Here is a 25,338-nt window from a genome sequence, read left to right as displayed (position 1 = left end):
CGCGCTCGGTACTGATATCGCAGCAAGCGTGCCAGCGCATGGGCCAACGCCTAAAGAAATTGCAATGCCTTGAAAATACGGGGAAAAAAGCGGTCAAACGGCCTGCGAGAGGGTTCCGGGCGAGCGTCACGCGCCGTCGATGTGGTGGGCCGCGGACAACAGTCGGCGCGCAAGTGTCGTGCGTTCGCCAACGTCCGCGCATGCGATAGCGCGTTGTGCGGATTGCGCATGCGCAGGGTGCGCACTAGTATCCATCGAGGATGCACGGGGGACGTGATGTCACCGACGTCATGTGCGGCGTCCGTTCATAACCACACGTCGGGAATGCTTCGATGCCCAGCCTGGCCGACCTGATACGCAGTTTCCGGAGCGGTGGGGTGACGCGCGACGAGTTTCTGGCGTCGATCGACCATGCGCTCGAGGACGAGACCACACCAGGCCATTTCGCGCGCGTGCTGAGCGAGGAACATACGCGCACGCCGTTGCCCGCGAACGTGTACACGGAAGTGATGCGCCGCATCGAATCGCGCGTGGCCACGCAATACGACCCCATTGCCGAGGAGACGCGCGCCGGCGACGGCAGCGCGCCCTCGGCGCCGTCGTCGCTGTCGTCTCCCTCGTCAATTTCGTCACTGTCCACACCGTCCTCCCCATCATCACCTTCGTCGCCAACGTCTCCTTCGGTACCGGGTATCGCCGGCGCGCATGTGAAGGGCGTGGGCGACACGCTGAACGGACGCTTCGTGCTCGAGGAGTGCCTCGGCGTGGGGGGCATGGGCACCGTCTACAAGGCGCTCGACCTGCGCAAGCTGGAGGCGTCGGACCGCAAGCCTTATATCGCGATCAAGGTGCTCAATCTGCAGTTCAGCGCGCATCCGAAGTCGCTGATGGCGCTGCAGCGCGAGGCGCGCAAGGCCCAGCAGCTCGCGCATCGCAATATCGTCACCGTGTACGACTTCGATCGCGATGGGGCGACGGTTTTCCTGACCATGGAGTATCTGTCGGGCAAGTCGCTGAGCCGTGTGCTGCGCGCGCCCGGTTTTGCCGGCCTGCCCTACGCCAAGGCACTGCCCATCATCATCGGCATGGGGCGCGCGCTCGCGTATGCGCACGAGCGCGGCTTCGTGCACTGCGACTTCAAGCCCGCCAATGTGTTCCTCACCGATCGTGGCGAGGTGAAGGTGATCGACTTCGGCATTGCGCGTGGTTTCCGGCAGCCGATCGACGACGCCGATCAGACCGTGTTCGATGCGGGCTCGCTCGGCGGCATGACGCCCGCGTATGCGAGCCCCGAGATGTTCGAGCATCTCGAGCCCGATCCCCGCGACGATATCTACGCACTCGCGTGCGTGACCTATGAACTGCTGACGGGCAAGCATCCGTACGACCGGCTGGGCGCGAACCAGGCGCGCGCGGCCAACCTCAAGCCCGTGCAGCCCAAGGTACTGTCGCGTTCGCAATGGAAGGTGCTGCGCCAGGCGCTGTCACTCGACCGTGCCACGCGCACACCGACCGTCGCGCGGTTTCTCGAAGGGCTCGGCGCGGAGCCGCAACACGCGGGCATGCGTGCACCGTTGCTCGCGGGCGCGGCGGTCGGCGCGTTGCTGGTGGCGGGCGTGGGCTATTACGCGTGGCGCACCGGCGTGGCGCCACGCGAGTCGGGACAAGACCCGGGGCGCTCGGTGGTCGCTTCGGCGCCCTCCGCCATCTCGCCACCGGCATCGGCAAGCACCTCATCCACCAACGGTGAAGTGGCTTCGGCACCGGCATCGTCGGCCGCCGAGGCGACCGCCGCGCGCGCGCCGGCAACCGCGCCGCTGTCGATGGCGAACGTGACGCCCGTACTCGCGGCGGTGCCATGCTCACTGCTGTCCGCGCGTATCGAGGGCAGCATCCTGTACGTCAACGGCTACGTGTCCGAAAGTGTCGGCGTGAAGCCGCTACGCGAGAAGCTCAATGCGGTGCCCGGTGCGGGCAGCGTCAAGCTCGACCTGCAGCCGCTCGGCGACGACAAGTGCGATGTGGTGAAGCTGGTGGCGCCTTACTGGTCGGCGAGCGCCAGCCGGCAGGATGCGGCCACGCTACGAGCGCGCGGCGGCAACACGCGCCTGACGGAAGGCATGCCGTTGGTGATGGAGCTATCGACGCCGCCGCATGAGTCTTACGTCTATGTCGACTACTACGTGGTCGATGGCAAGGTGGCGCATCTGGTGCCGAGCAAGCGCGTGCAGGGCAATCAGGCCCCCGCGAGCTACCACGCGACCATCGGCGATGGTGGCGACTGGATCGTATCGAAACCGTTTGGCAGCGAGCTCGTGGTGTTGCTGACCACGCCGGCGCCGCTGTTCGAGACGCGGCGGCCCGAATTCGAGACACGCCAGGACTATCTGCGCGCGCTGGAGAAGCCGCTCGCGCAGATGGCGGGCAAGTACGGCAAGGATCGCATCAGCGCGGACCTCGTGCAGATTTCCACGCGCGCGCGCTAGTGACTCCGCTGGTTACTTCATGTCGCGCGCCACGCGGAAGCCGTTCTGCGACTGCCGCACGCTGGTGCTGTACTTGAAGCGCGTCGAGGACACCATGTACGGCGCGCCTTCGCGCCACGAGCCGCCGCGAATCACGCGCGCGGTGCAACCGTTCTCGTCCCAGGCGCGACCATCGCTCGGCGCACCTTTATAGGAGCTGTGCCAGCAATCGCCGACCCATTCCCAGACGCTGCCGTTCATGTCGTGCAGGCCATACGGATTGGCCGGGAACGAGCCGACATCGGAAGGCGCGTCCTGGCTCCAGGGGTCGCCGCAGTCCTTGCAGTTGGCGTTGCCCTTCTTCATCTGGTCACCCCACCAATAGGCCGAACTGGTGCCGCCGCGCGCCGCGTATTCCCATTCGGCCTCGGTGGGCAGGCGGTAGGTCTTGCCTGTGGTCTTCGACAGCCACGCCACGTATTGCTGTGCGTCGTCCCAACTGACGTCGCGCACCGGCGCGTTCTTCGCCTCGCCGTTGGTGGCAATGCGTGGACAGGCACTGGCGTCCACGCAGGCATTCCATTGCTCGACGGTGACTTCGAACTTGCCGATCGCGAACGGCTGGCCGATGCTGACATGATGAGGCGGGCGTTCGGCCGGATCGCTCGTGCTGCTGCCCATGGTGAAGCCGCCCGGCGAGAGCGAGATCAGCACCGGGCAGGTCGGGCAATCGCGTAGTTCGCCGCCGCGCGCGGCGGCAGCGGATGTCGCGGCCGCCGAAGTTGCTGCCGAAGTTGCTGCCGATGTGGCCGGCTTGCCCTCGCCCGGATATGTGATGCTGCCCGACGAAGTACTGCCGCCCGGGCGCTGGCGCGTCGAACTCGTGGGCGGTGTCGAGGGGGAGGGTGGGGGCGTGGTCGCCGTGGGGGCCGGTGTGCGTGCGGCGGCTGGTGGTGTTGCTGGTGTGGTTGGCGCGGGCGTCGTGGGTGCGCTCGCGGCCGGTTTGGCATCCGCCTTCGTGCTCGCCTTGCTATCAGCCTTGCTATCCGTCGTCGTCGGCGCCGCCGGTGCGGTCGCGCGGATGCGTTCGATGCGAGCCTTGGCGAGCGCCGCGAAGCGGCCATTCGGATACGCCTTCAGATAGGCCTCGTAATCGCTCGCATAGTTACTGTTCTTGATCGAGTCCCAGAACGACAGCTCGTATTGCTCGTTGCTGTCTTTCGGCAGGATGCCGGCATGCGCGGCGGGAACCACCGAAAGCCCGACGCCCGGCAACATGGCGAGTCCCTGGAGCACGACACCGATACTGAACATCACAAGCGTTTTCCGCCACATGTCGAAGGCTCCGTCAAATTCGCCCGGCAGGCTCGCATCGGGCGCGGGTGAAGCCGCCGTGACCTGCACACGGCTCTTTTCAAGATAGCACAGCGTCTTCAGCCCGCGTGACGGGTTCGCTTTTTCATGTCATCCGTCCTACGCTGAAGGACACGTCGACGAGCGCACTGCGTCACAACGTCCACCAAGAAAAAACGACCGGGAGGAGCGTATATGTCCAGACGATCCCTGCTCCATGCGCTTGCGGCGTCGCTGCTCGCGTTGATTCCCTCGCTCTCCACACCCACACCCGCACCGGCCAACGCCGAGGCGTACATCATCTGGCCGTACGACGGCGCGGTGATCGACGGCGGAAAACTCTGGGTGCGCATGGGCCTCAAGAACATGGGCGTCTGTCCGAAGGGCATCGAGCGTCCCAACTGCGGCCACCATCACTTGCTCGTCGACGTCGAACTGCCGCCGATGGACAAGGAAATCCCCAATGATCGCAACCATCTGCACTATGGCGCGGGCGAGACCGATGCGCGCATCGAACTGCCACCCGGCAAGCACACGCTGCAGTTGTTGATGGGCGACAGCAAGCACATTCCGTTCGACCCACCGATTTACTCAAAGAAGATCACGATCACCGTGCGCTAGCGCACCGACGTGCGCGTTGGGGGAGTCACGCCATGATTAAGCCGATCGCTACCTTGTCCGCCGCCTTGTTTGTCGTCGCGCTTGCGACGTCGGTAGGTTTCGCCGTCGCGCAGGGCACGAGCGGAAAATCCGCGCAGAGCAGTGCCGCCAAGACCGGTGGCCCCACGGCGGCGCCGCCCAACGGGTATCTCTATATTGGTTATCCGAACGATCATCAGACCTTTGCCGCGGGCAAGCCGATCAAGGTCTGGTTCGGGCTGCGCAACATGGGCGTGGCGCCCAAGGACGTGAAGTTTCCGAATACGGGACACCACCATCTGCTGATCGATGTCGACCTGCCGCCGCTCGACAAGGAAATTCCGAACGATCGCAATCATCTGCACTTCGGCGCGGGCGAGACCGAGACCACGATCGAACTGCCGCCCGGCAAGCACACGCTGCAATTGCTCATGGGCGACGAGAAACACATCCCGACCACCCCGCCGATCTACTCGAAGAAGATCACGATCTACGTGCGATGACCGCTGTCGGGGGCGTGCCAACACCGCGCACGCGGACTGTTGGCGCGGCCCCATCATTCGCCTGGTCCCCTGTGCCAGCGCAACCCTCCGGCAACCCCGCGTTTTTTCCCGCTTTCCCTGTGTTTTCAAGGCATTGCAATTTTCTTTAGGCGCTGGCCCATGCGCTGGCACGCTTGCTGCGATATCAGTACCGAGCGCGACACCAACCCGATGCTCAACACTGAAACCACGTAGCACCCAAATCTCTCAAGGAGAACTGCCATGACCACGCTGACCATCACCGACCTGTCCGTCACCGAAACCCTCGACGCCAAGGGTATGCAAGCCGTACGCGGCGGTACGGGCTTCAACTTTGCCCCGTACACCTCGATCTATCACCCGGTGAAGCTGTCCTTCGATTCGACGACCAAGATCACGCAATCGAATCAGCAAATGCAGGAAGTGAACAACATGTTCGCCAACGGCTCCGCGTTCCAGGACCATCTGTCGAACAACGTGAACACGAACCAGAACGCCAGCAACACCGTGTATCGCTGATCGGCAACGTCATCACCCATAAAGAACAGCGGTATCGAAGCTACACCGCACGGGGAGCTTGCCGCCGGGGACACCTCTGCCCCCGGCTTTTTTTTTGCTCACCGCCTCCATCGCTGTTCGGCCGAACCACAATACAGATTGCCGTGATGCGCGCGCGCACGCACGGCACAGCCTCTGCCGCTGGAGGACAACGTGTTCCACGCATCCCGCATCGCTCCGTCCACGCTGATCGCCATGACGCTCCTGGTCATTGCAGGTTGCGCGGATTTCCGGCCTCCCGAATACAAGCGCCCGGAAACACCGGCCAAGGCCGCATGGTCGCGCGACGACGTGGTCACGGTATCGCCTGCCGAGACCATCGTGCCGAACTGGTGGCACGGGTTCCAGGATCCGTATCTGGATGGACTCGTTACGCGCGCGCTGGCGGGTAACTACGACATCAAGGTGTTAGCCGCGCGCATTCGCGTGGCCAACGCACAGATCGGCGAGGCGCGTGCGGGCGCGCTGCCGGTGTTCGATATCGGCGCGGGCGCAAGCTTCGACAAGACCACGGGACAATCCCTCGTACGCACCTATAACCTCGGTGCCCAGGTCAGCTGGGATATCGATGTGTGGGGCAAGGTCGAGAAGGGCGTGCAGGCACAGACCGCCGAATTCCGCGCGACCGAGGCCGACTGGCGTGCGGGCTACCTGACGCTGGTGTCCGCCGTGTCGATCACGTACTTCCAGATTCTGCAGTTCGATGAACAGGTCGATCAGCAGGCGCGCACGGTTAGCCGCAATGGCGAGATCCTCACCACGTACAAGGCGATGTACGCCAATGGCCTCGTGCCGCAGATCCGCGTGATGCAGCAGCAGGCGGAAATCAACCGCCTGACCAAGGATCTGATCGAGCTGCGCCGTTCGCGCAACGTGGCCGAGAATGCGCTGGCCACGTTGGTCGGCGTGCCAGCCGGTGAACTCAAGGTGCCGGCGGGGCGCCTGCAGGAGCGCGTCAAGTTGCCCGTGGTGCCTGCGGGACTGCCGTCGCAACTGCTCGCGCGGCGGCCGGATGTGGTGGCCGCCGAGTATCGCGTGCTGTCGGCGTACAACATCGTGGGCCAGGCGCGGCTGGCGCAACTGCCAAGCGTCAGCCTGACCGCGCGTGGCGGCACCGCGAGCTTCGCCTTGTCCGATCTGCTCAAGTCATTCACGTTCGGCTTTATGCCGAGCATCAACCTGCCGATGCTCGACCCGAACATCCGCGCGCGCGTCAAGACGACCGAGGCCGGTATTGGCGTGGCGGAGAACGAGTACGGTCGTACCGTGATGACCGCGTTCGAAGAGGTGGAGAACGCGCTCGTCAATGTCGATGCGCACAAGAAGCAGCGCATCGAATTGCAGCAACAGGTCGATCAGTTGCGTGTGGTGTCGGCGCAGATCGAGGCGCAATTGAAAGAGGGCGTGGTCTCGCAACTCGAAGTATTCGAGACCGAGCGTTCGCTGCTGACCGCGCAGTTGGCGCTGTTGGAAGTTCACCAACAGATTCTTTCCGATACCGTCACGCTCTACAAGGCACTCGGCGGTGGATGGCCTGCGGAACAGGTGCGCAATGCGCCAGCGGAGGGCCCGGTGAGCACGATCGTCGGCGAGCCGCAATGAGGATTCGGACGTACTCGCGACGGTCTCCATGTGCGCTGTGGCCGATTGACTCATCCGATGCGTCGCCTACTATGGTCTTACTCGTGACATCCCGCCTCTCGCGCCTCTCTCCGCTGCCGGCCGCCATTGCCGGCGCACGACGCCGCGCCCCCGGCCCGACTGTTGGTTGTCTGGAAACATGACGCGCGACGATGCTCTGATCATGGAAGTGCCGACAAAGGTGGATCGCAACCTCGCTCAGTCGGCCACGGCCCATGCATTCGATATCCTGCTGACGCCACTGTCGCGGCCCGATCTCGGCGAGATCCGCATCGACGAGGAGCTGTTCGCGATCGGTCGTGGCGAAGCGCCGTTCGCGGCGTATCCGACCGATGCCACGTCAGTGCTCTCGCGCCGGCACGCGCGCATCTTCTCGGAAGACGGTGCTGTGTATGTGGCCGATCTCGGTAGCAAGAACGGCACGCACGTAAACGGTGCGGTGGTGGCGCAGCAGCCAGCCGCATTGCGCGATGGCGATGAGCTGAGCTTCGGTGCGGAGTTGTCGTATCGCGTGCGGCTGTATCCGCGCGCGCCGGTGCAGCAGAGCGGTCTTGCCGTCGCGCTGACGCCGATGCGTCAGGACGTTGGCCTGCAACCGATCGTGATCACCGGCTTTCCGTTTCTGGTCAGCAAGGCCGACGACACCTTCGCGCGCTATCGCGACGCCTATCCGCATCAGGTCAACTACCTGTCGCGGCGCCATGCGCATCTGTACCTCAAGGGCGGCGCGCCGTGGATCGAGGACCTCGGTAGTACCAACGGTACCTTCGTCAACGGCGCACGGCTCGGCGATCACGCGGTGCGGGTTGGGCCCGGCGATGTGCTTGCATTTGGCGGCACGCACTTCGTCTATCGACTCGATATCGAGCACGAGGCGGATGGCGATGCGACTGCGACACGCTCGTCGGTTGTCGAGCGTCCGGTTGCGGTTCCGGCCAGCGATATGGGCGCGGCGGGTACCCCTGCGGGCGTGAGCCCGGTCATCGAGGATGACCCCGACAAGACCACGTTCGTCGGTGCGGCCGATTCGTTTCTCGATATCTTCTGTGTGGATTACGCCGCGAAGCACGAGGATGAAGTCAATCTGGAACCCATGCCCGATGCCGCCCATGCCGCGCAGGGCGGTGCGCATGCGCCGGCGCCACGCAAACGCGGACGGGCCGCATTGATGTGCGCTGAGGTAGCACGCACATTCGGCCTGGGCGATCGCGCGCAGACCGCGCGCGCGGTGCGCTGGAGCGTGGCAGTGGTGCTCGCGGCGGGCGTGGTCGGCGGCGGCCTCTACTGGCGCAGTGCGCCAGACCGCTCGCTCGATCGGCTGATGGCCGACCATCAATATGCGCGCGCGGCGGAAGTCGCGGACGACTATCTCGCGCAGCATCCAAGCGACCCCAAGTATCAGGCGATCGGCACCGAGGCAATGCTCAATGCGTTCGTGCCGCCCTGGATAGAGAAACTGCGCACGCGCGATTTCGTCGGTGCCGAGACCGTCCTCGCGCACATGCGCGGTAGCAGCCGCCACAACACCGATGCGCGCGCGCTGGTCGACGAACTGGCATGGGTCGGCAGCGTAAGCCGCTTTGCGGCGGAGCGTGGCGGAGACGATGCGCGTATCCGGCTGTATCGCGACGAGGGCGAGATCCGCCGCCTGCTCGCGCATTGGGAGCAGGACGCCAAAGCCCACCAGCGTGCGCTCGATCGCATCGCGAATACGGTGCCGGTGTTTGGCGAGACCTATGCCGGCACGCTCAGCGCGCTGCGCAAGCTGCAGAACGACGACGCTGTGTACCTGGCTGCGATCGAACGGCTCAATGCCTCCATCGCCACGGAACTTGGGCGAGAACAACCGGAAGCATTGCAGTCGATGCTTGCCGAGTACCGCGACAAGTATCCGCGCCTTGCCGGGCTCGATGGGACCGACGCGGATCTCAAGCAATACATCGCGCTGATTCAGGCGCTGCGCAATCGCATGCTAGGTCCGCTGACCGCGCAGATGGCGGCAGTGCACTTCACCACGCCGCCGTTCCGCGCGGCGTATGACAAGCTCGCCGCGGAGAAGCTGCCACCGGCATCGATCGCGGAGCAATACGTGGCGGCGACGCAGGCATGGCTGCGCGGCGAGGGAGAAGCCGCGGCCAGCGCGCTCGGCCGCATCGAGGCGGGGCCATGGGCCGATGAACTCTCAAAGGACATCGCGCACAAGCGGCAGGTGCTCGAGCAGTTCGCCGCGCTGCCGCGCGCGCGTGGGAGTGCGGGTTACGAAGACCAGTTGCTGGGGTTGCACGCCATGCTCGACCCCGATGCTGACGCATGGTACGTGCGCGCGATCGACGGCGACGTCAACGCGATTCGCGAGGCCGCGCTGCGGCGCGCCAACCTGTTGCTCAACCGCGCGGCCACGGCATGGCGGCAGTATCGCAACAACGGCCTGATCGGCGGCGAGCAGCGGCTCGAGGCCGGCATCTCGGCCAAGTTCCGCTCGCAGGCCAAGCTGCTGGCGGACGCGCAGGCCGATGCGCGGCAGGGCCTGCGCATCTATACGCAGCTGAAGGCGGATGAGATCACGCAGTGGAGCAAGACGCGCGACGATATTCAGGCCGAAGTCGACCTGCAGCGGCGCTCGCTCAACGATCTGCGCATGGTGCTCGACCCGGCAGTGCTCAAGGCCAAGCTGGCGCTCGTTGGCGAGCCGAGTCCCACCGCGACCGTGGCGGCCTCTCCGGGAGGACGGCGATGAACGACACCAACCGTGATCACCACGATAACAAGCTACGCCCGTTGCATGAAGCGCTGGACGATCACAGTGCGGAGGGCATCGCGTTGCTGACCGCCGAGCCGTCGCGACTGTCGATGCTGACCATCATGGCCACCGCGGGGCTCGTGCTGTGCGCGCTGCTATGGTCGTTCTTCGGTCATGCGGACGTGATCGTCACCGCGCAGGGCACGCTCGCGCCGGAGTCCGAGGTGCGCCGCTTCTATGCGCCCGTGGACGGCGAACTCGCGGATATCTATGTGGCCGAGGGGCAGCCGGTGTCGAAGGACGACGTGCTTGCGCGCCTCAATGCGCGCGGCGCGATCGAGGCCGCGGCCAAGGCGCTCGAGGCGCAGCTCAAGCTCGAAGATTCCGAGCGCGAGTGGCGGCAGTTTCCCGAACGCAAGGCCTTGATGGAGCGCCGCGCGATCGCATTGAAGCAGCAACTGGAGGTTGGTACGCGGCAACATGAAAATCGCATGGCCGAAGGCACTACGCGCCTGGCCGAGCAGCAGCGCGCGCAATTGCAGGAGGCCCGCAGCAACCTGGAGAACGCGCGCCGCGGCCGCGATTTCGCGCGGCAGGAGCAGGACCGCTATGCGCGCTTGTTTGCGCTGCCCGGTGGCGGCGGCGTGTCGCAGGCACAGGTGGAAGCCAAACGCGCCAGCGCACAGGAAGCTGAGAACGGCCTGCGCGTCGCGCAATCGCGCCTGAGTGAACTCGATGCGCGGCTGGCGCGCGAATATACGCAGGCCAGCGCCGATCTCGAAGGGAGCGGGCAGGACCTCGCCAACCTGCGCATTCAGTACGACGCGCAGATGCGCGAGATCGGCAGCACCGAGGACAAGCTGCGGCTGCAGGTGCAGACCGCGCGCCTAGTCGCCGAGGCGGCCGCGCGCATTCGCTTCGAGAACATCGACAAGGACAACTTCCTGCTGATCGTGGCGCCGGTGTCGGGCGTGATCACCGATGTCACGTCGACGCAACGTGGCGACAAGGTGCAGGCCAATGCGCCGCTGGGCGGCATCGCCCCGAAGGATGCACGGCCCGTGCTGCGCGTGGAGATCGCCGAACGCGATCGTGCATTTCTGCGCGAGGGGTTGCCCGTCAAGCTCAAGTTCAGCGCGTTTCCGTACCAGCGCTATGGCCTGATCGCGGGCACGCTCGAATACATCTCGCCCGCGACCAAACCGTCGGGGCCGGACAAGCAGCCAGTGTATGAAGGGCGCGTGCGGCTCGCGCAGGACTACTACGCCGTGGCGGACCAGAAGTATCCGCTGCGCTATGGCATGACTGCTACCGCGGAGATTGTCGTTCGCGAGCGGCGGCTGATCGATCTCGGGCTCGATCCATTCCGGCAGGTGGCCGGCTAGCCCGTTACGAGAACCAAGGGGAGAGAGCGATGACGGCCATCGTGCGCATCGACGAGGAAGTGATCGGCGTCGAAGAATTCATCCGTGTGCTCAAGCTGACCGGGCAGTTCGAGGGCATCGTCGAGCAACTCGTGCGCGAGAAGCTGACCGTGCACGCGGCGCGCCGGCAGGGCATGACGCTGACGCCCGAGGAGATCCAGGCGCGCGCCGATCAGTTTCGGCGCGTGCAGGGTCTGCACCGCGCGTCCGACATGAACCACTACCTCGACGCGCTCGGCGTCAGCCTCGACGAGTTCGAGCGCTTTATCACCGACAGCCTGTATCAGGAGAAGATGATGGCGCGCATCGGCGACGATGCCGCGGTGGAAACCTACTTCCAGCTGAATTCGCCGAAGTTCGACAGCATCGAAGTCAGCCATATCGTCGTGGACAGCGAAGGCAAGGCGCGCGAGCTGGTGTCCTATCTGCAGGATGACCCCGACAGCTTTGCCGAGATGGCGCGCGAACATTCGATTGCCGATACGCGCGAGCAGGGCGGCGAGATTGGCAAGGTGTTGCGCGGTTCGCTCAAGAGCGATATCGAGGCGAAGGTGTTCAACGCCGAGGCCGGCGACCTGCTCGGGCCGTTTCCAGCGGCCGACAAGTCATTCTTCGAGGTGTTTCTGGTGCGGGCCAAGCATCCGGCGCGGCTCGATGCCGACGTGGCGGTGGAAATCCGCCGCCTGCTGCGGGAAGAGTGGCTGATGGCGAGGGCGCAGGAACATGTCATCGAAGCCCGCTAGCGAGATGGCACCCGGCACGGCCGCAGGCGCGTCATCAGGCGCGCCAGCCGATTTGTCGCCGCCTTCGTCCCCATCTGCGCCGCCCGATGCGCATGGTGTGCTCGTCGATTTTCTGGCGACCGTCGAGATCCTGTCGTCGCTGACACGTCCCGAACTCGAGCGACTTGCAACAAGTGCGCGCACGCTGCAGTTCGGCTTCGGCGACACCGTCTGCAATGCGGGCGAGCCGGCCGATGGCCTGTTCATTGTGCGTAGCGGTTCGGTGCGCGTGTTCAACGAGGAGCACGGCAAGGAAATCAGCATGGGCGTGCGCAAGACCGGCGAGGTCTTTGCCGATATCGCCATGCTGCGCGAGTATCGACACGAGTCGTCGGTGCGCGCGTCGGGCAAGACCGAGCTGCTGTGCATTCCGCGCGCGGTCAGCGAGGCCGTGGTGGCGGCCAATCCGGCCGCGCTCGCGTTCATCACCAGCTATGTCGCGATCAGCTCCGCCGGCGGCTCTGTCGCCCGGCTGTTCGACCTGCGTGGCAAGCTCGATCGTTCGGAGCTGGAAGACGCGGTGCGCAGCGTGGGCGTCAAGCGCGTCACGGCGGGGCGCGAGATCCTGCGGCAGGACGGGCGCGACGATCGGCGGCTCTACGTGGTGCGGCAGGGCACGGTGCGCATCGTGCGCACCGAGGACGGCGAGTCGTACCCACTGGCTACGCTCGGGCAAGGCGATATCTTTGGCGAGCGCGCGTGCGTGATGCGGCAGGAGCAGATCGCCTCGGCGATCGCGGAAACCGATGTCCGGTTGCTCGTGATTCCCGAGAAGACCGTGCAGCTGATTCTTGAGCGCAATGGCAAGCTGCGCGAGGTGCTCGAGGAACGCATCCGCGTGATCGACCGCGAGTTGCATCGCCAGCAGAAGCTGGCCGAGCGGCGCAAGCGGCCGGTGCTCCTCGATCTGCATTCGCGCCCCGAATTCGGTGAACGCCTGATCCGGCGCTTTGCGCTCGTCGAGCAGGCCGAGGAGATGGATTGCGGCGCCGCGTGCCTGGCGATGATCTGCCGCCACCATGGGCTGACGCTGACGCTTGGCAAGCTGCGCGAAATGGCCAACGTGACCACTGCGGGGGCCACGCTCGACAGCCTGGCGCGCGCGGGCGAATCGCTCGGCTTCACCACGCGCGGCGTGCAATGTACGCGCGACGCGCTGCTTGGTTTCGAGTTGCCGTTCATCGTGCATTGGGAGGGTTACCACTACGTCGTGGTGTACGGCATCTCGCAGCACCACGTATGGGTGGCGGACCCCGCGCTGGGCTTCCGCAAGCTGAGCACCGAGGAGTTCGAGCGCGGCTGGAGCGGTACATGCCTGCTATTCACGGCCAGCGAGTCGATGGTGCAGCTGTCGATCGCGCGTTCGCCGTGGCTGCGCTTTATCAGCTATCTGACGCCGTACAAGCGCATCCTCGCCCATCTGTTCCTGGCCACATTCGTGATTCAGCTGCTTGGTGTGGTGCCGCCGTTGATCATCCAGAACATCCTCGATGGGGTGGTCGTGCATCAGAACGTGGGGCTGCTGCATCTGCTGATCGTCGGGCTGATCATCTCCAATCTGTTCACGCAGTTGATGGCGACCATTCGCGCGTACCTGGCCAACTTCATGGTGCGCAATATGGACTTCGCGATGATGTCGCAGTTCTTCAAGCACACGCTGGCGCTGCCGTTGTCGTTCTTTGCCAAACGCAAGACCGGCGATATCTTTGCGCGTTTTCAGGAGAACCAGACCATTCGCGCGTTCCTGACCGAGTCCACGGTGACGACCGCGCTTAACCTGCTGATGGTGTTTATCTACTTCAGCATTATGTTTGTCTACAACGTCAAACTCACGCTGCTGCTGATCGCGTTTGTGATTCCGATTGCGGCGCTGACGGTGGTCGTTACGCCGCGCCTCAAGACCTACGCGCGCGATGTGTTCACCGCATCTACTGACGCCAAGTCCTACCTGATGGAAACGCTCGGTGGCGCGGAGACGGTCAAGGGCATGGGCATCGAGCGCGCGGTGCGACTGCGTTGGGAGCACAAGTATGCGAAGGCGCTGGACCAGCAATATCGGGCGCAGTCGTTCCACATTCTTGTGGGACTGGTCAGCCAGTTGCTGAATGCGGCCACCACCATTGCGGTGCTGTGGGTGGGCGCGACGCTGGTACTCCAGCGCGAACTGACGATTGGGCAGCTCATTGCCTTCAACGCGTTCATGGGTAGCGTGCTCGCGCCGCTGATGGGGCTGGTCGCGCTATGGGGGCAGCTCAACGATGCCGGGGTGGCGATGGAGCGGCTCGGCGACGTGTTGGACCTAGAGCCCGAGCAGCGTCCGCAGGATGTGGCATCGCGCGTGATGCTGCCGGACCTGCAGGGCGAGATCCGTTTCGATGGCGTGTACTTTCGCTACGGGGGCGACGAGACTCAGTACGTGCTGGAGAACATCAGCTTCCACGTGCGCGCGGGCGAGATGGTGGCGATCGTGGGACGTAGCGGTTCGGGCAAGACCACGCTGGCGAAGCTGATGGTCGGCTTCTATCGGCCCAGCGAGGGCACCATGAGCGTCGATGGCTACGATCTCAACGTGATCGACACCGAGTTCTTCCGCGCGCAGGTCGGCTACGTGATGCAGACCAATCTGCTGTTCTCTGGGACGATTGCCGAGAACATCGCGTGCGGGGACGATGCGGGCGATCGGCGCCGTATCGAGGAAGTGGCCAAGATGGCCGATGCGCACGCGTTTATCTCGAAGCTGCCGCTTGGCTATGAACAGGTAGTGGGCGAGCGTGGCATCGGGCTCTCGGGTGGGCAGATCCAGCGGCTGTGTATTGCGCGGGCGCTGTATCACGACCCGCGTCTGCTGGTGTTCGACGAGGCGACGTCGGCGCTCGATACGCAGTCGGAGAGCAATATCCTCGCCAATATGCATGACATCCTGCGTGGCCGTACCGCAGTGATCATCGCGCATCGGCTCAGTACGATCATGCAGGCCGACAAGATTCTGGTGCTGTATGAGGGCGCGATCGTCGAGCAGGGGCGGCATGAGGAACTGCTCGAGCGGCGTGGCATGTATTACCAGCTGGTGCAGAAACAGTTGAGCGCGGCATGAAACTGTTCAATCCTCCCGGCCGACCGGCTCCGCCGCCAGACGAGACGCCTGTGGGTATGACCCTTGGCCCGCGACTCACGACGTCCGCGGTGTCATTTGCAGGGCTGATCGAGCGGTTGGAGATCCTGCGTTCGACATTGCGCTGGTCATCGCGCCTCGAGCGTCCCGAGATCGAGAAGCTGCTCAAACAGGCGACGTCGCTGCGTGACGAGGTAATGGGACTTTCCCACAAGGAGCGCTTCGTCCAGGCGGCGACGCGAGAAGGCGTTCCCGCCGCGGAAGCGGCGCAGATCGCCGACCATGACGTGGAGATCGAGCCGATCGCACAGTCGTCGCGTGAACGGCGGCAGGCATTGCTCGAACGCAGCTTCGTGTTCGAGGGGACATTTGGCGACAACGCGAAGCTGCTCGAATCACTGGAGATCGCCGAGAAGGCAGCGCCGACCGATCTGCCGGTGCTGATCGATGGCGAGAGCGGTACCGGCAAGGAGCTGATGGCCAAGGTGATTCACGCCAATGGCTCACGCGTCGAACGGCCGTTTATCTCGGTCAACTGTGGCGCGATACCCGACAGCCTGCTGGAGTCGGAGCTATTCGGCCATCGCAAGGGCGCGTTCACGGGCGCGAGCAGCGATCGCCGCGGCAAGTTCGAGAGCGCGCATACGGGCACGATCTTCCTCGACGAGATCGGCGAGCTGCCGCTCACGGGGCAGGTCAAGCTGTTGCGTGTGCTTGAAGCGCACGAGATCCAGCGCGTGGGCTCGGACGAAGTGATTGCCGTGGACACACGCATCGTCGCCGCGACCAACAAGGATCTGCGGCGCATGAGCCAGGAGGGCACGTTCCGCGAAGATTTGTTCTATCGGCTCAGCGTGATCCACGTCTCGCTGCCGGCGTTGCGCGAACGGCGCGACGAGATCCCGCTATTGATCGCGTATTTCGGCGATGAGGCTGCGGGGCAACTCAAGCGGCGTCCACTGAAGCTCACGCCACGCCTGCGTGACTTCCTGCTGCACTACGGCTATCCGGGAAACATCCGCGAGCTGCGCAATATCATGTACCGGCTGTCCTGCCTGGCCGGCGACACGGCGGACCTCGCTCACTTGCCCCCCGATATTCGTCCCGGCCCGGCCGCACAGGCCAAGGTCGCCGCGGGCATCGAGGCCCCGGTGCCGACGTCCCTAAGCGAGGCGAAGCGCGCGGCCAGCGACGAAGCCGAACGCGCCTTCCTCGAACGCGGATTGCAGGAAGTAGGCGGCACGGTAGCGGAACTCGCCCGCCGCTTCGAGATGAACCGCTCGCACGTGCAGATGCTGCTGAAGAAGCACGGCATCCACTCGAAGGATTTCCGAGGCAGCCGACAGGGCGATGGCAAGTAACCGTCGTTGATCAAACCTCCGGGTTCAACAACGTCCGATCCGATCCGCCACCAATATCCTCCGCGCGAATCACGATCACGGACACGTTGTCATGCCCCCCATTGGCCAACGCCAGGCCAACCAGCGCCCGCGCCGCGATCTCGCAATCGCCCCCCGCCAAAGCCCCGGCAATCGCATCGTCCTCCACCTCGTTGCTCAACCCATCGCTGCACAACAGGAACATATCCCCATCGCCAATCTCGAGCTGCAAATCCTCGAGGTTCAGCGCCCCAGCGGCCCCGACGGCGCGCGTAATGGTGTTATGCGCCGGATGCCGCCGCGCCTGCTCCGCGGTAATCAGCCCGCGCGCGCGCAGCCGTTCCACCTGACTGTGGTCACGCGTCAGCTGCTTCAGATGCCCATCGCGAAATAGATAAAGTCGGCTGTCACCCGCCCACAGGCAGGCACACCGCCGCTCGCAGGCCATCAACGCCACCACGGTGCTGCCAATCACCCGCACCTGCATGCGGGCAGCCTCATCGATCAACACCTGATTCACCGCCTGCAACGTCGTACGCGCCGCCGCCACCACATCGTCGAGCTCCGGCGTGGGCGCCATGGCCGCCAGCGCCTGCACGATCGTGCGGCTGGCAAAGTCCCCCACGGCGTGACCGCCCATGCCGTCGGCAACCGCCCAGATGCCACGGTCAGGGGCATCGAAGCAGGCGTCTTCATTGCGTTCCCTGACCAGTCCGACGTCTGTACAGGCGGCGGAAGTCCAGCGGAATTGCGTAGCGCAGGTCACGGTGCTCTCCGGCGCGGGATCAAAGGCGGCTCCGCGCAAGCGCCGCCCCCCGGGGCAGCATAACGGCTCGCCCGCCTCAGTAAAGGCCGATAAAGACGATAGCGGCCGGCGGCGGGCTCCCGAGGCCGGCTCAAATCAACCGGCCCTTGTTCTTCGCACCTTGGCCCGCATCGACATTGATCGTCGAGTTCGGCGCGTCATTGCGGACATCGATGCTCTGGAACTGATTGTTCATCTGTTCAGCATAGAAGCTGTAATTGATCTCGTAAAAGTTCACGACAGGAGCCACGGCGCTCGCGCGTGGGGCAACGTACGGCTGGATCCATCCAAATACCCACTGGGCGCCACCGCCGCGCACGCAGGACATCGAGCGGAAATCGAGTTCGCGGTGGACGGCGAGGTCCTTGATCGTCAGCGTGGCCATGATGGGTCTCCGGTCATTGGTCGTGGTTCGATGCTTGGGTAGAGCAATCGGCGTGCCAATCGCGCCGCCGGTTGGCTGGCGACCCATAACCGTTGCTGCTGGCGGCATTCCGCCGCGTTACTCCGGTCGATGGGCGATGATGCGCGGGCCAGCGGTCGGCGCCGGACCAACAGGTGTCGTCCAACATGTTGGGTGGCAACCGACCAATCCCGCCTGCCTGGCGCAACCCCGGTAGCCCTCAACACCCGGCAGCCCGCGCCACGCCTTGCCGGCACGTGGCGAGCCCCGACTGGCACGGTTGATGCGAAACGGTTGTCGCCAGCCAACGAACAACAACCAACGAACGAGACCGCCATGCATCCGCAAGCCCAACTCAGAGGAGACCGCACCCCCGACGCCTACCTGCCGGGCACCCACCTGGTCACGGCCCGCAATGGCTACTCCCATCATGGCATCTACACCGGCCGCGGCCGCGTCATTCACTATGGCGGCTTCTGCGACGCACTGCAATCCGCGCCGGTCGAAGAAACCTCGCTCGAAGCGTTTGCCGCGGGCAACCCCGTGACGGTCAAGCCCGAACCCTTCGCCCGCTACCTCGGCGCCCAAGCCGTCCACCGCGCCCGCTCCCGCCTCGGCGAAAATCGCTACCACCTGCTGACCAACAACTGCGAACACTTCTGCACGTGGTGCGTCCGCGGCGTAGCCCGCAGCGAACAGGTAGAAGCCTGCGTCCGCCACCCAATCGCAGGCTTTCAAGTGGGACTGCTCCTGCTGCGCCGCTTGTTGCCAACTGGTCTGACGATCGAAACCGGCCCCGCGATCGGAGCGGTCTGACTCACGAAACGTGTCCAAACGTTGCCGATATGTGGCAGTTTGTTTCCGCCCGGTTTTTCCCCCTCCATTCATGTAATCATCCCCTCACACGATTCGCGCCGCGCCCCCCGCGACTCGCCAACCAAGGCGACAGCCATCACGTAGGGGTCATACATGCAAACGAGAATGCAGACGCGGCAGCGGCCGCTTTACAAGGAACGAAGGGTCCACGTCGAGTCAGACAGCGCACGCGCTGCGACGGAGTGCGCACGCATTGAGGCAGACCGTGCACGTGGGTCAGAGCGCGCCAATGATGTCGCCTTACCTCACCGACATAAGGGAATTCGTAGAGAGGTTTGGTTTCTCCAAAGAGCGACGAGCGATCATGCGGGGTCTGCTGGGATTTCGTGGGGCGCTCAGGGAGGTCGGGCTGGATGAAGGTTTCCAATGGCTAGACGGTAGCTTCGTCGAGGACATCGAGTCATCCACGCGCCAGCGAGCACCCGGAGATATCGACGTGGTCACGTTTGTGCGGCGCCCGGCGGCGTGCCGGGTAGAGGCGGATTGGAAGCGATTCAATCAGGAAAATTTCAGCTTGCTGCATGACGTTGCGGCAGTGAAAGAGCGTTTCCGCTGTGACGCTTACACAGTTGATCTCGATATCGAAGCAGAATCACTCGTCGATTCCACTCGATATTGGTTTGGTCTCTTTTCTCACCAGCGCGCTACCTGTCAATGGAAGGGCATATTGCGGATCCCGCTCGCGGCGCACGCCGATGAGAGCGCGTTGGAATGGCTGAACGAAATGAACGATCAAGATGAAGAATATTGAACTAAGCGGAATGCAAGCCGATCTTGCAGCGGTCAACGCACTGCTGGAAACCCATACCGAGGAAACGGACCCATTGGGTTGGCACCAATTTCTGTATCGAAAGCGAAAACTTGAGGCCGACATCGCAGAACTCGTCAGTACGGACGAGCCGAAAGCCGAAGTGGCAATCTTCTTTGGCGGCGCACCGGTACGCGGTTCACACGGCGTCCTGGCATCATTCGCGTCTCAATCCGTTGACGCCATCCAAGACATTGTGGCCAAGCGGATGTCCACCATGGGAGGCACCCAGTTGGCGGCCAGAGGCCCCGTGCCCGGTCGTGCCGACGCCCAACTCATGATCACCAATCTCGTGCGAGGCTCGGTCGGTTTTGTTTTGACTGAAGCTGGGCGAAGCGAACAGTCAACCGACACATCGTTGAAAGACGCGGTACAAAGCGCGGTCGACCTGCTGGCACACATCGCGTCGGCTGACGACGAGGTCTTCGATGCTGCCAGCGACGAGCTAGATAGCCGCACCCTTGACGCCGTGAGGAAGCTGTTCCGTGTGCTTGACGACAACCGAGCCACAATCAGGATCGTTGAGGGCAAAAGGGATTTGCTCCTTCCGGCCGAGGCCGTCTCGCGAGGCAGAGGGCGAGTGGAGGCCATCGAATCCATTAACGAGGAAGAAATGGAGGCGGAAGGGCACTTGTTCCTGTTGCCTGACGGCCACCGGTTCGACCTGACTACCGATCAAGCCGGTCGAGGGTTGCTGTTCAAGGGTACGGTGGACCGCGACATCCTCAGTGCCGAAGACTCTACGGTGTCAGAGGTTGTCGGGAAGCGCTGGAGAGTTCTGCTGCGGAGAAAGGATGTCAGCAGACGCGCGTGCGTGAGGACGTCCTATGTGCTCATCCGCCTGCTCGATGCAATCTAGGGCACTGCCGCAAATGTCGACCACGCCGCGCCGGAGTTCCGGCGCGGCACGCTTTTGCTATACTCCGCCCCTGCTCCCGGCAACGGGTGCGCTGGTCCGCTCGCCGTAGTTCAATGGATAGAACGAGCGCCTCCTAAGCGCTAGATACAGGTTCGATTCCTGTCGGCGGGACCACGGTAAAGGAGTTATACTTCTCCCTAAGCCAAGCCCGTCAAGGGTTTCCGGGTTCGAATGGTTGTGTGATGGTACCACATGAAGTACCACAGGAGTACCACACAGCCATGCCCTACCTCTACATCTCCCCGTTCATGGCAGTAAAGATTGCGTATCTCTGGAGGAAGACGGAGACCGGGCCGTTCTGGTTCAAGCGCCGCGTGCCGTTGGATCTGGTAAAGGCGGTGGGGCGCGACTACGTACAGGTAAGCTTGGGCACGCGCGACTTCAAGGTGGCTGCTCGCAAGATTGAGACGCTGGCCAAAAAGCTCGACGCCGAGTGGGCGCACATGCGGAGTCCTAGCCGTGCTTCCAGTATCGAGCAAGGTCATCAGTTGCTCGCAAGCTTCGGGGTTGACCCCAGTAACCCCAAAGCTGATCCCGAATCGTTGGAGGTGTTCTTTGACATGGTCGAAGATCAACTGCCTCCGAGCGTTCGGCATGCCCACTACCAAGCGTATCAAGAGGGAGACACGGTATCCCCGGAGGACATCGATAGGCACCTCCCGGCGTCTAGCGCCATGGCCTTGGCCCTTGCGCAGGAGCGCATCAAAATTCTGGCGTCGGATTGTCGGGACCAGTACATCAAGGCTAGAGCTAGCAAGCCGCGCACTGTGAACGCCGCATCGATCCCATTCAAGTACCTGATTGAACTCCTCGGGGATCGCGACATTCGCCGCTATCGCAGGGCTGACGCGAATAGGTTCGTTCAACACCTTCTTTCCGGCGACCACTCGGAAAATGGCAAGCCTATCGCCACTACCACGGTGCAACGCTACCTCACCACCTTGAGGGCTGCATGGGCCTATGTGATCAAGGAAAATGAGCTGGACTGCAAGAATCCATGGTCGTCCATCGAGATTCCCGGACTCGGGCGTGACGAGGAGAAGCGTGTCCCCTTTACGGTTTCCGACTATCGCCTGCTATACGCAGCAACGGACAGCCATGGCTTGGACGGGCTCAGATGCATCCTGACCCTCGTCGCTGAGACGGGGGCTCGATTGGCCGAGATTGTGGGCCTTGGAGTAGAGGACTGCCACATTGATGTTCCCGTGCCGTTCATTCATATTCGACCGCATCCATGGCGCTCTCTCAAGACCGCGCAAAGCGCCCGGAAGGTGCCCCTCACGTTGCGAGCGCTCGTAGCTGTGAAAGCGGCGCGTGAGCTGAAAGGGCATTCGGCCTATCTGTTTCCTAGGTACACGAGCAGCGCGGGCTGCAAGGCGGACACGGTCAGTGCCACGTTGAATAAATGGATTCGGACGAACCTGGTGGAGGTGGGGAGGGGCCTTACCATGCACTCACTTCGTCACGGTATGACCGATCTGTTGCGAGAAGTGGGCTGTCATACTGCGGTGATCAATCAGCTTCTTGGCTGGGAATCGGCAGGGCAAGGGGAAAAGTACGGGGCGGGGTACTCGCTTGCTCAACTGAAAGACTGGCTGGATCGGGCAACGGCGTTGCACGCTGGTTAGTGTGCCTGCCTGACGCATCCGTCAGCGCGATTCTATGGATTACTGCACCCATCGGTCGCGTGCCCTCATCTCCATGTCGAAATTCGCGAGGGGCAGACGACGGGTTTTTTCTCCGCATTCTTGGCCTGCCTTTCCTCCAACCTCAACTCCTTCCTCTCAACGGATTTCCCGGAATAAGCCTAATTTCTGTTATGGGCCCCTCATAAGGGAAGGTGAAGATACCTAAGGAGTAGTGGTAATGGTACATCCTGATAGAGTATCAATGATGGTATATCTAGGGGTGGCAGCAGGAATGACCATTGATGAGGAGCGTGGTTAATTAAGAGAGTATGTACCGCTATGGTATGCCCCTAAGGATTGATCCGTCTGAGCGTGCTTGGATCGAATACAAAATACGCGGCCGTTAGGGGATATTCTCGATGCTTACAAGGCCTTGAGCACCAGTCATCGCCGAGAATGTATCAAGCATGATTGATTGCGCCTGTGCTTGATGGTGGGCGGCCACGACAATCGCATCATGAATGGGCAGAGCAACGATGCCGAGGTCAAGTAGCTTAATGAGTACGGCGACCAGAATCTGGCTCTCGATAAAGAAGACCTCCATTCCTCTACCAGCGAAAAAAAGATCCTCGATAGGGCTATGAAATGCCATGATAGCCTCCGTGATTTCTTGAATGCTCATCGTCGGCGGAAGGAAGCTCTTGGTTCCTCTGGGTTTGCGTGAAAGCTTCTTTTCCGGGTGAATCATGGAGTTAAAGACTTTCTTCATTCCGGTTCGATAGTCTTCAAGACCAGGTATCGTATACGCATCCTCGAAATGCGGTTGAACGCCCTTGAGTCCATACAGGATTCGCGGAGCCATCTGTCCGTAGTCCAATGTGACTGTGTCGCTGTCATCAATCAACAGAAAATCATGTCGGTCAGATCGTGATATATTTTGCCAGAACCCACCGAACAAGCGACCCCCTCTCGCAAAGCTGCCATCATTGAATATCCGAACGAGAAAACGATCATTGACATCAACGGGTTTGGAGGTCGGTAAAAGGTTGATGTCTGCTTCCCGTAGGAAAATGTTGATACGCCTCATCTCGTCACGATACCGATCCGTATCTGCGGTGTCGGTGTACTGGATGCGCTCACCCCTATCGAGGGGGCCATTGTTGGCTTCTTTTAGGATGATGGTCTCTCCACCCATCCGGACGGCCAAGTCCTTTAGCCCAACACCGTAGTGCGCGACGATTCCGCGCAGTCGATCGGTCGCCTTGATTGTCGTTTGCTTGCCGCGTCGGTCGGTAAAGGCGCGAGGAGACCCCACTTCTAATTGAAGGAAGTCCATTTCAGGCATCGCCATATTACGGATGACCCTCGGCAGAGTTTTATTCAAGATGGGATGGCGATATCTATCCTTCGATCCGAGAGTGGATTTGGTGAAGGGCACTGATATGGCCTTGCCAGGTCTTGTAAGGTCACGATGAATAAGATCGCAAATGATTGCCTCGACCTGTTGTTCGAATAATATTTGATCTGCCTCCTTTCGTTTTCTTTTGCGCATTTCATAATAGGATTCGAGAACAAGTAGCTGACCGGTAATGTCGGCGACCATTGCGCGAGCGGAGTCGCTCACTGCTACGCGCATTCCATTGATCGGTCTATCTTTTTCTTCGGCATCAGTAGTAATGACAAAGTGTTCTTCGGTATCCTCCAGAATCTTCATTTGATGTAAAAGTCAATCAGGGTGGGTGGACCTCTATGGTAGTCATGAGTTTCGACGGTTCTCTAATGCCCTTGGTTGTAGATTGAGAATTGTCTTCCTCACCGTGTTATGCTCCACGCTGGGACGGTCGCGTTGATAGAGATTTTTATATCACCTCACATCACGCAGCATGATGCGATGCAATGTGATATCAGATGAGATATCTGTCCCTGCATTGCATAATGCAGTGGGGAGCTTTGATGGGAAAAAGTGATCTCCCCTTGTCGGTGGCCGATGTCGGGACAAATGCGACGTAGAAATCGCGACGGCGGTAGGTGCTTGCGTAGCGTCAAAAAGAAACCGCGCTGAGCCCAGATGCGCGGTCGAAGTTTGCCGATGACAGGGGATGTAGCATCGACAGGCCTCAGGTTAGCAATTCCAATCCGTTTTAGGTGCAGACTTCGACTCAACACAGTCTGGGTCGAATTCTGAGGTGCATTCCATTTTGGGACCAGTCACCGCTTCGTGAGCTTTCTTGGGCGAATCATGAATCTAAGGCAGTCTGATGCTTGGCTCGTATCCTCATGATGGTTTGACGAGTTGTGCTGAAATCTCGCGCAAGCTGGGCTACCGAACTACCTTTTGCCAGCAGCTCGCGGATGACCTCCTGCTGGGCCGAAGAGAGAGCGGAGGGGCGTCCAAAGGCCTTGCCTTCCGCCTTAGCTCTGTTGATGCCTGCAGTGGTTCGTTCGATGAGCAGGTCACGCTCAAACTCAGCCACAGCCGCAAGGACTTGCATAGTCATGCGTCCGGCAGCGCTGGTCAGGTCAACGCCCCCTAGGGCCAAGCAATGGACCCTAATGCCATCAGCAGCCAGCCTATCAATGGTGCTGCGCACGTCCATGGCATTGCGGCCCAGCCGGTCCAGCTTGGTCACGACAAGGACATCACCGCTTTCCATGCGATCTACCAGACGTGAGAAGCGAGGGCGCTCAAATGCCGCAACGGACCCGCTCACGACCTCAATTTCAATGCGCTTCGCCTGAATGGCAAACCCAGCCGCTTCTATTTCCCTGACCTGATTGTCGGTGGTCTGGTCGGAGGTGGATACGCGGCAGTAAGCGAAGACTCTGGACATGGAGCTAATGTGTACGAAATAGATGTACGAATTGTACTGACTGTACGAAAGGTGTCAAGGGTTACTTTCGTACACATGTGGAAAGCGGGGTCCGAATGGGGTCGGTTTCGTACGTAGGCGGAGAGGTCGCTCGCCCTAGCTTGCCTTGTGAACGGGATGTTCCCCCCCTCGTTTGTCACCTTGAAGGATGTCGGTTACGCAACTTATACTCTGCGATGCTGTTTCATATAAACATCAGGCAAGGGGTCCAACATGAGCGAGAAAGCGAAGTTTCGTTATTCGGCTGCAGAGGGTGTCCTGGAGCTGGAAGGTAGTGAGGAATTCGTATCGAAGCATTTCGAAGTGCGTATTTCGGCCGAACGTGACCGGCCGTTTCGGGATCGTGACCGGTGATTTCGGCAACGTGACCGAGCGAACCGGAAGGCAGGATTGGCGTTGCGCATGACATCAACCA

20 protein-coding genes and 1 tRNA gene are annotated in these 25,338 nt (G+C 62.2%); 16 read left to right on the top strand and 5 right to left on the bottom strand.

Features of this window, described 5'->3' with window-relative positions; all coding sequences use genetic code 11:
• Positions 1 to 332 precede the first annotated feature (332 nt).
• Complete coding sequence (locus LDO41_RS07810) at positions 333 to 2,486, top strand: serine/threonine-protein kinase (RefSeq protein ID WP_223984369.1); 2,154 nt, start codon at positions 333 to 335, stop codon at positions 2,484 to 2,486.
• 12 nt (positions 2,487 to 2,498) lie between these two features.
• On the opposite strand, the gene LDO41_RS07805 is transcribed toward LDO41_RS07810, so the two are convergent.
• Positions 2,499 to 3,800, bottom strand: a complete 1,302-nt coding sequence (locus LDO41_RS07805; RefSeq protein WP_377744432.1) for a formylglycine-generating enzyme family protein — start codon at positions 3,798 to 3,800, stop codon at positions 2,499 to 2,501.
• A gap of 213 nt (positions 3,801 to 4,013) precedes the next feature.
• Between LDO41_RS07805 and LDO41_RS07800 the strand changes: the two genes are divergently transcribed.
• The 9 genes from LDO41_RS07800 to LDO41_RS07760 all read left to right on the top strand — a co-directional run bounded on the left by LDO41_RS07800 (position 4,014) and on the right by LDO41_RS07760 (position 16,596).
• Positions 4,014 to 4,439, top strand: coding sequence for a DUF4399 domain-containing protein (locus tag LDO41_RS07800; protein WP_223984366.1), 426 nt, complete (start codon positions 4,014 to 4,016; stop codon positions 4,437 to 4,439).
• Between the two features lie 32 nt (positions 4,440 to 4,471).
• Positions 4,472 to 4,960: a DUF4399 domain-containing protein gene (locus LDO41_RS07795; protein WP_223984363.1), complete on the top strand. Its 489-nt coding sequence runs from the start codon at positions 4,472 to 4,474 to the stop codon at positions 4,958 to 4,960.
• 261 nt (positions 4,961 to 5,221) lie between these two features.
• Complete coding sequence (locus tag LDO41_RS07790) at positions 5,222 to 5,497, top strand: hypothetical protein (protein WP_223984360.1); 276 nt, start codon at positions 5,222 to 5,224, stop codon at positions 5,495 to 5,497.
• Between the two features lie 234 nt (positions 5,498 to 5,731).
• Entirely contained in the window at positions 5,732 to 7,138 is a 1,407-nt protein-coding gene (locus tag LDO41_RS07785; RefSeq protein ID WP_223986812.1) for an efflux transporter outer membrane subunit, read from the top strand.
• A 178-nt stretch (positions 7,139 to 7,316) separates the two neighbouring features.
• On the top strand, positions 7,317 to 9,914 hold the full coding sequence (locus LDO41_RS07780; RefSeq protein WP_377744439.1) for an FHA domain-containing protein: 2,598 nt from the start codon (positions 7,317 to 7,319) through the stop codon (positions 9,912 to 9,914).
• Positions 9,911 to 11,302, top strand: a complete 1,392-nt coding sequence (locus tag LDO41_RS07775; RefSeq protein WP_223984355.1) for an HlyD family efflux transporter periplasmic adaptor subunit — start codon at positions 9,911 to 9,913, stop codon at positions 11,300 to 11,302. Before LDO41_RS07780 ends, LDO41_RS07775 begins: the two co-directional genes overlap by 4 nt.
• 29 nt (positions 11,303 to 11,331) lie before the next feature.
• Positions 11,332 to 12,084 (top strand): peptidylprolyl isomerase, encoded by a 753-nt coding sequence (locus LDO41_RS07770; protein WP_223984352.1) that lies wholly within the window; start codon positions 11,332 to 11,334, stop codon positions 12,082 to 12,084.
• The gene (locus LDO41_RS07765) at positions 12,065 to 15,217 is read left to right on the top strand and encodes a peptidase domain-containing ABC transporter (RefSeq protein ID WP_377744447.1); all 3,153 of its coding nucleotides are present in this window, start codon (positions 12,065 to 12,067) and stop codon (positions 15,215 to 15,217) included. Before LDO41_RS07770 ends, LDO41_RS07765 begins: the two co-directional genes overlap by 20 nt.
• 56 nt (positions 15,218 to 15,273) lie before the next feature.
• Positions 15,274 to 16,596 (top strand): sigma-54 interaction domain-containing protein, encoded by a 1,323-nt coding sequence (locus LDO41_RS07760; RefSeq protein ID WP_223986806.1) that lies wholly within the window; start codon positions 15,274 to 15,276, stop codon positions 16,594 to 16,596.
• A 10-nt stretch (positions 16,597 to 16,606) separates the two neighbouring features.
• On the opposite strand, the gene LDO41_RS07755 is transcribed toward LDO41_RS07760, so the two are convergent.
• Positions 16,607 to 17,380 carry a PP2C family protein-serine/threonine phosphatase gene (locus tag LDO41_RS07755; RefSeq protein WP_223984349.1) on the bottom strand — a complete coding sequence of 258 codons (774 nt, stop codon included), beginning with the start codon at positions 17,378 to 17,380 and terminating at the stop codon, positions 16,607 to 16,609.
• A gap of 130 nt (positions 17,381 to 17,510) precedes the next feature.
• The gene (locus LDO41_RS07750; protein WP_223984346.1) at positions 17,511 to 17,804 is read right to left on the bottom strand and encodes a hypothetical protein; all 294 of its coding nucleotides are present in this window, start codon (positions 17,802 to 17,804) and stop codon (positions 17,511 to 17,513) included.
• Positions 17,805 to 18,158: 354 nt separating this feature from the next.
• Between LDO41_RS07750 and LDO41_RS07745 the strand changes: the two genes are divergently transcribed.
• The 5 genes from LDO41_RS07745 (at position 18,159) to LDO41_RS07725 (ending at position 22,053) form a co-directional block, all read left to right on the top strand.
• Positions 18,159 to 18,638, top strand: a complete 480-nt coding sequence (locus LDO41_RS07745) for a lecithin retinol acyltransferase family protein (protein ID WP_223984343.1) — start codon at positions 18,159 to 18,161, stop codon at positions 18,636 to 18,638.
• A 289-nt stretch (positions 18,639 to 18,927) separates the two neighbouring features.
• On the top strand, positions 18,928 to 19,449 hold the full coding sequence (locus tag LDO41_RS07740; RefSeq protein ID WP_223984340.1) for a DUF6932 family protein: 522 nt from the start codon (positions 18,928 to 18,930) through the stop codon (positions 19,447 to 19,449).
• Complete coding sequence (locus tag LDO41_RS07735; RefSeq protein ID WP_223984338.1) at positions 19,436 to 20,365, top strand: hypothetical protein; 930 nt, start codon at positions 19,436 to 19,438, stop codon at positions 20,363 to 20,365. Before LDO41_RS07740 ends, LDO41_RS07735 begins: the two co-directional genes overlap by 14 nt.
• 99 nt (positions 20,366 to 20,464) lie before the next feature.
• Positions 20,465 to 20,539, top strand: a tRNA-Arg gene (locus tag LDO41_RS07730).
• A gap of 107 nt (positions 20,540 to 20,646) precedes the next feature.
• Positions 20,647 to 22,053, top strand: a complete 1,407-nt coding sequence (locus LDO41_RS07725; protein ID WP_223984335.1) for a DUF6538 domain-containing protein — start codon at positions 20,647 to 20,649, stop codon at positions 22,051 to 22,053.
• Positions 22,054 to 22,456: 403 nt separating this feature from the next.
• Here the strand turns inward: LDO41_RS07725 and LDO41_RS07720 are convergent, their stop codons facing one another.
• Positions 22,457 to 23,767, bottom strand: coding sequence for a hypothetical protein (locus LDO41_RS07720; protein WP_223984332.1), 1,311 nt, complete (start codon positions 23,765 to 23,767; stop codon positions 22,457 to 22,459).
• A 523-nt stretch (positions 23,768 to 24,290) separates the two neighbouring features.
• Positions 24,291 to 24,884 (bottom strand): recombinase family protein, encoded by a 594-nt coding sequence (locus tag LDO41_RS07715; protein ID WP_223984329.1) that lies wholly within the window; start codon positions 24,882 to 24,884, stop codon positions 24,291 to 24,293.
• A gap of 252 nt (positions 24,885 to 25,136) precedes the next feature.
• On the opposite strand from LDO41_RS07715, the gene LDO41_RS07710 reads away from it, so the two are divergent.
• Positions 25,137 to 25,277, top strand: coding sequence for a hypothetical protein (locus LDO41_RS07710; RefSeq protein ID WP_223984326.1), 141 nt, complete (start codon positions 25,137 to 25,139; stop codon positions 25,275 to 25,277).
• The last annotated feature ends 61 nt before the right edge of the window (positions 25,278 to 25,338 follow it).

Source organism: Cupriavidus pampae, assembly GCF_914271485.1.
GTDB classification, from domain to species: domain Bacteria; phylum Pseudomonadota; class Gammaproteobacteria; order Burkholderiales; family Burkholderiaceae; genus Cupriavidus; species Cupriavidus pampae.
Note: the sequence above shows the minus strand (reverse complement) of the source record. Positions and strands in the feature narration are given on the sequence as shown.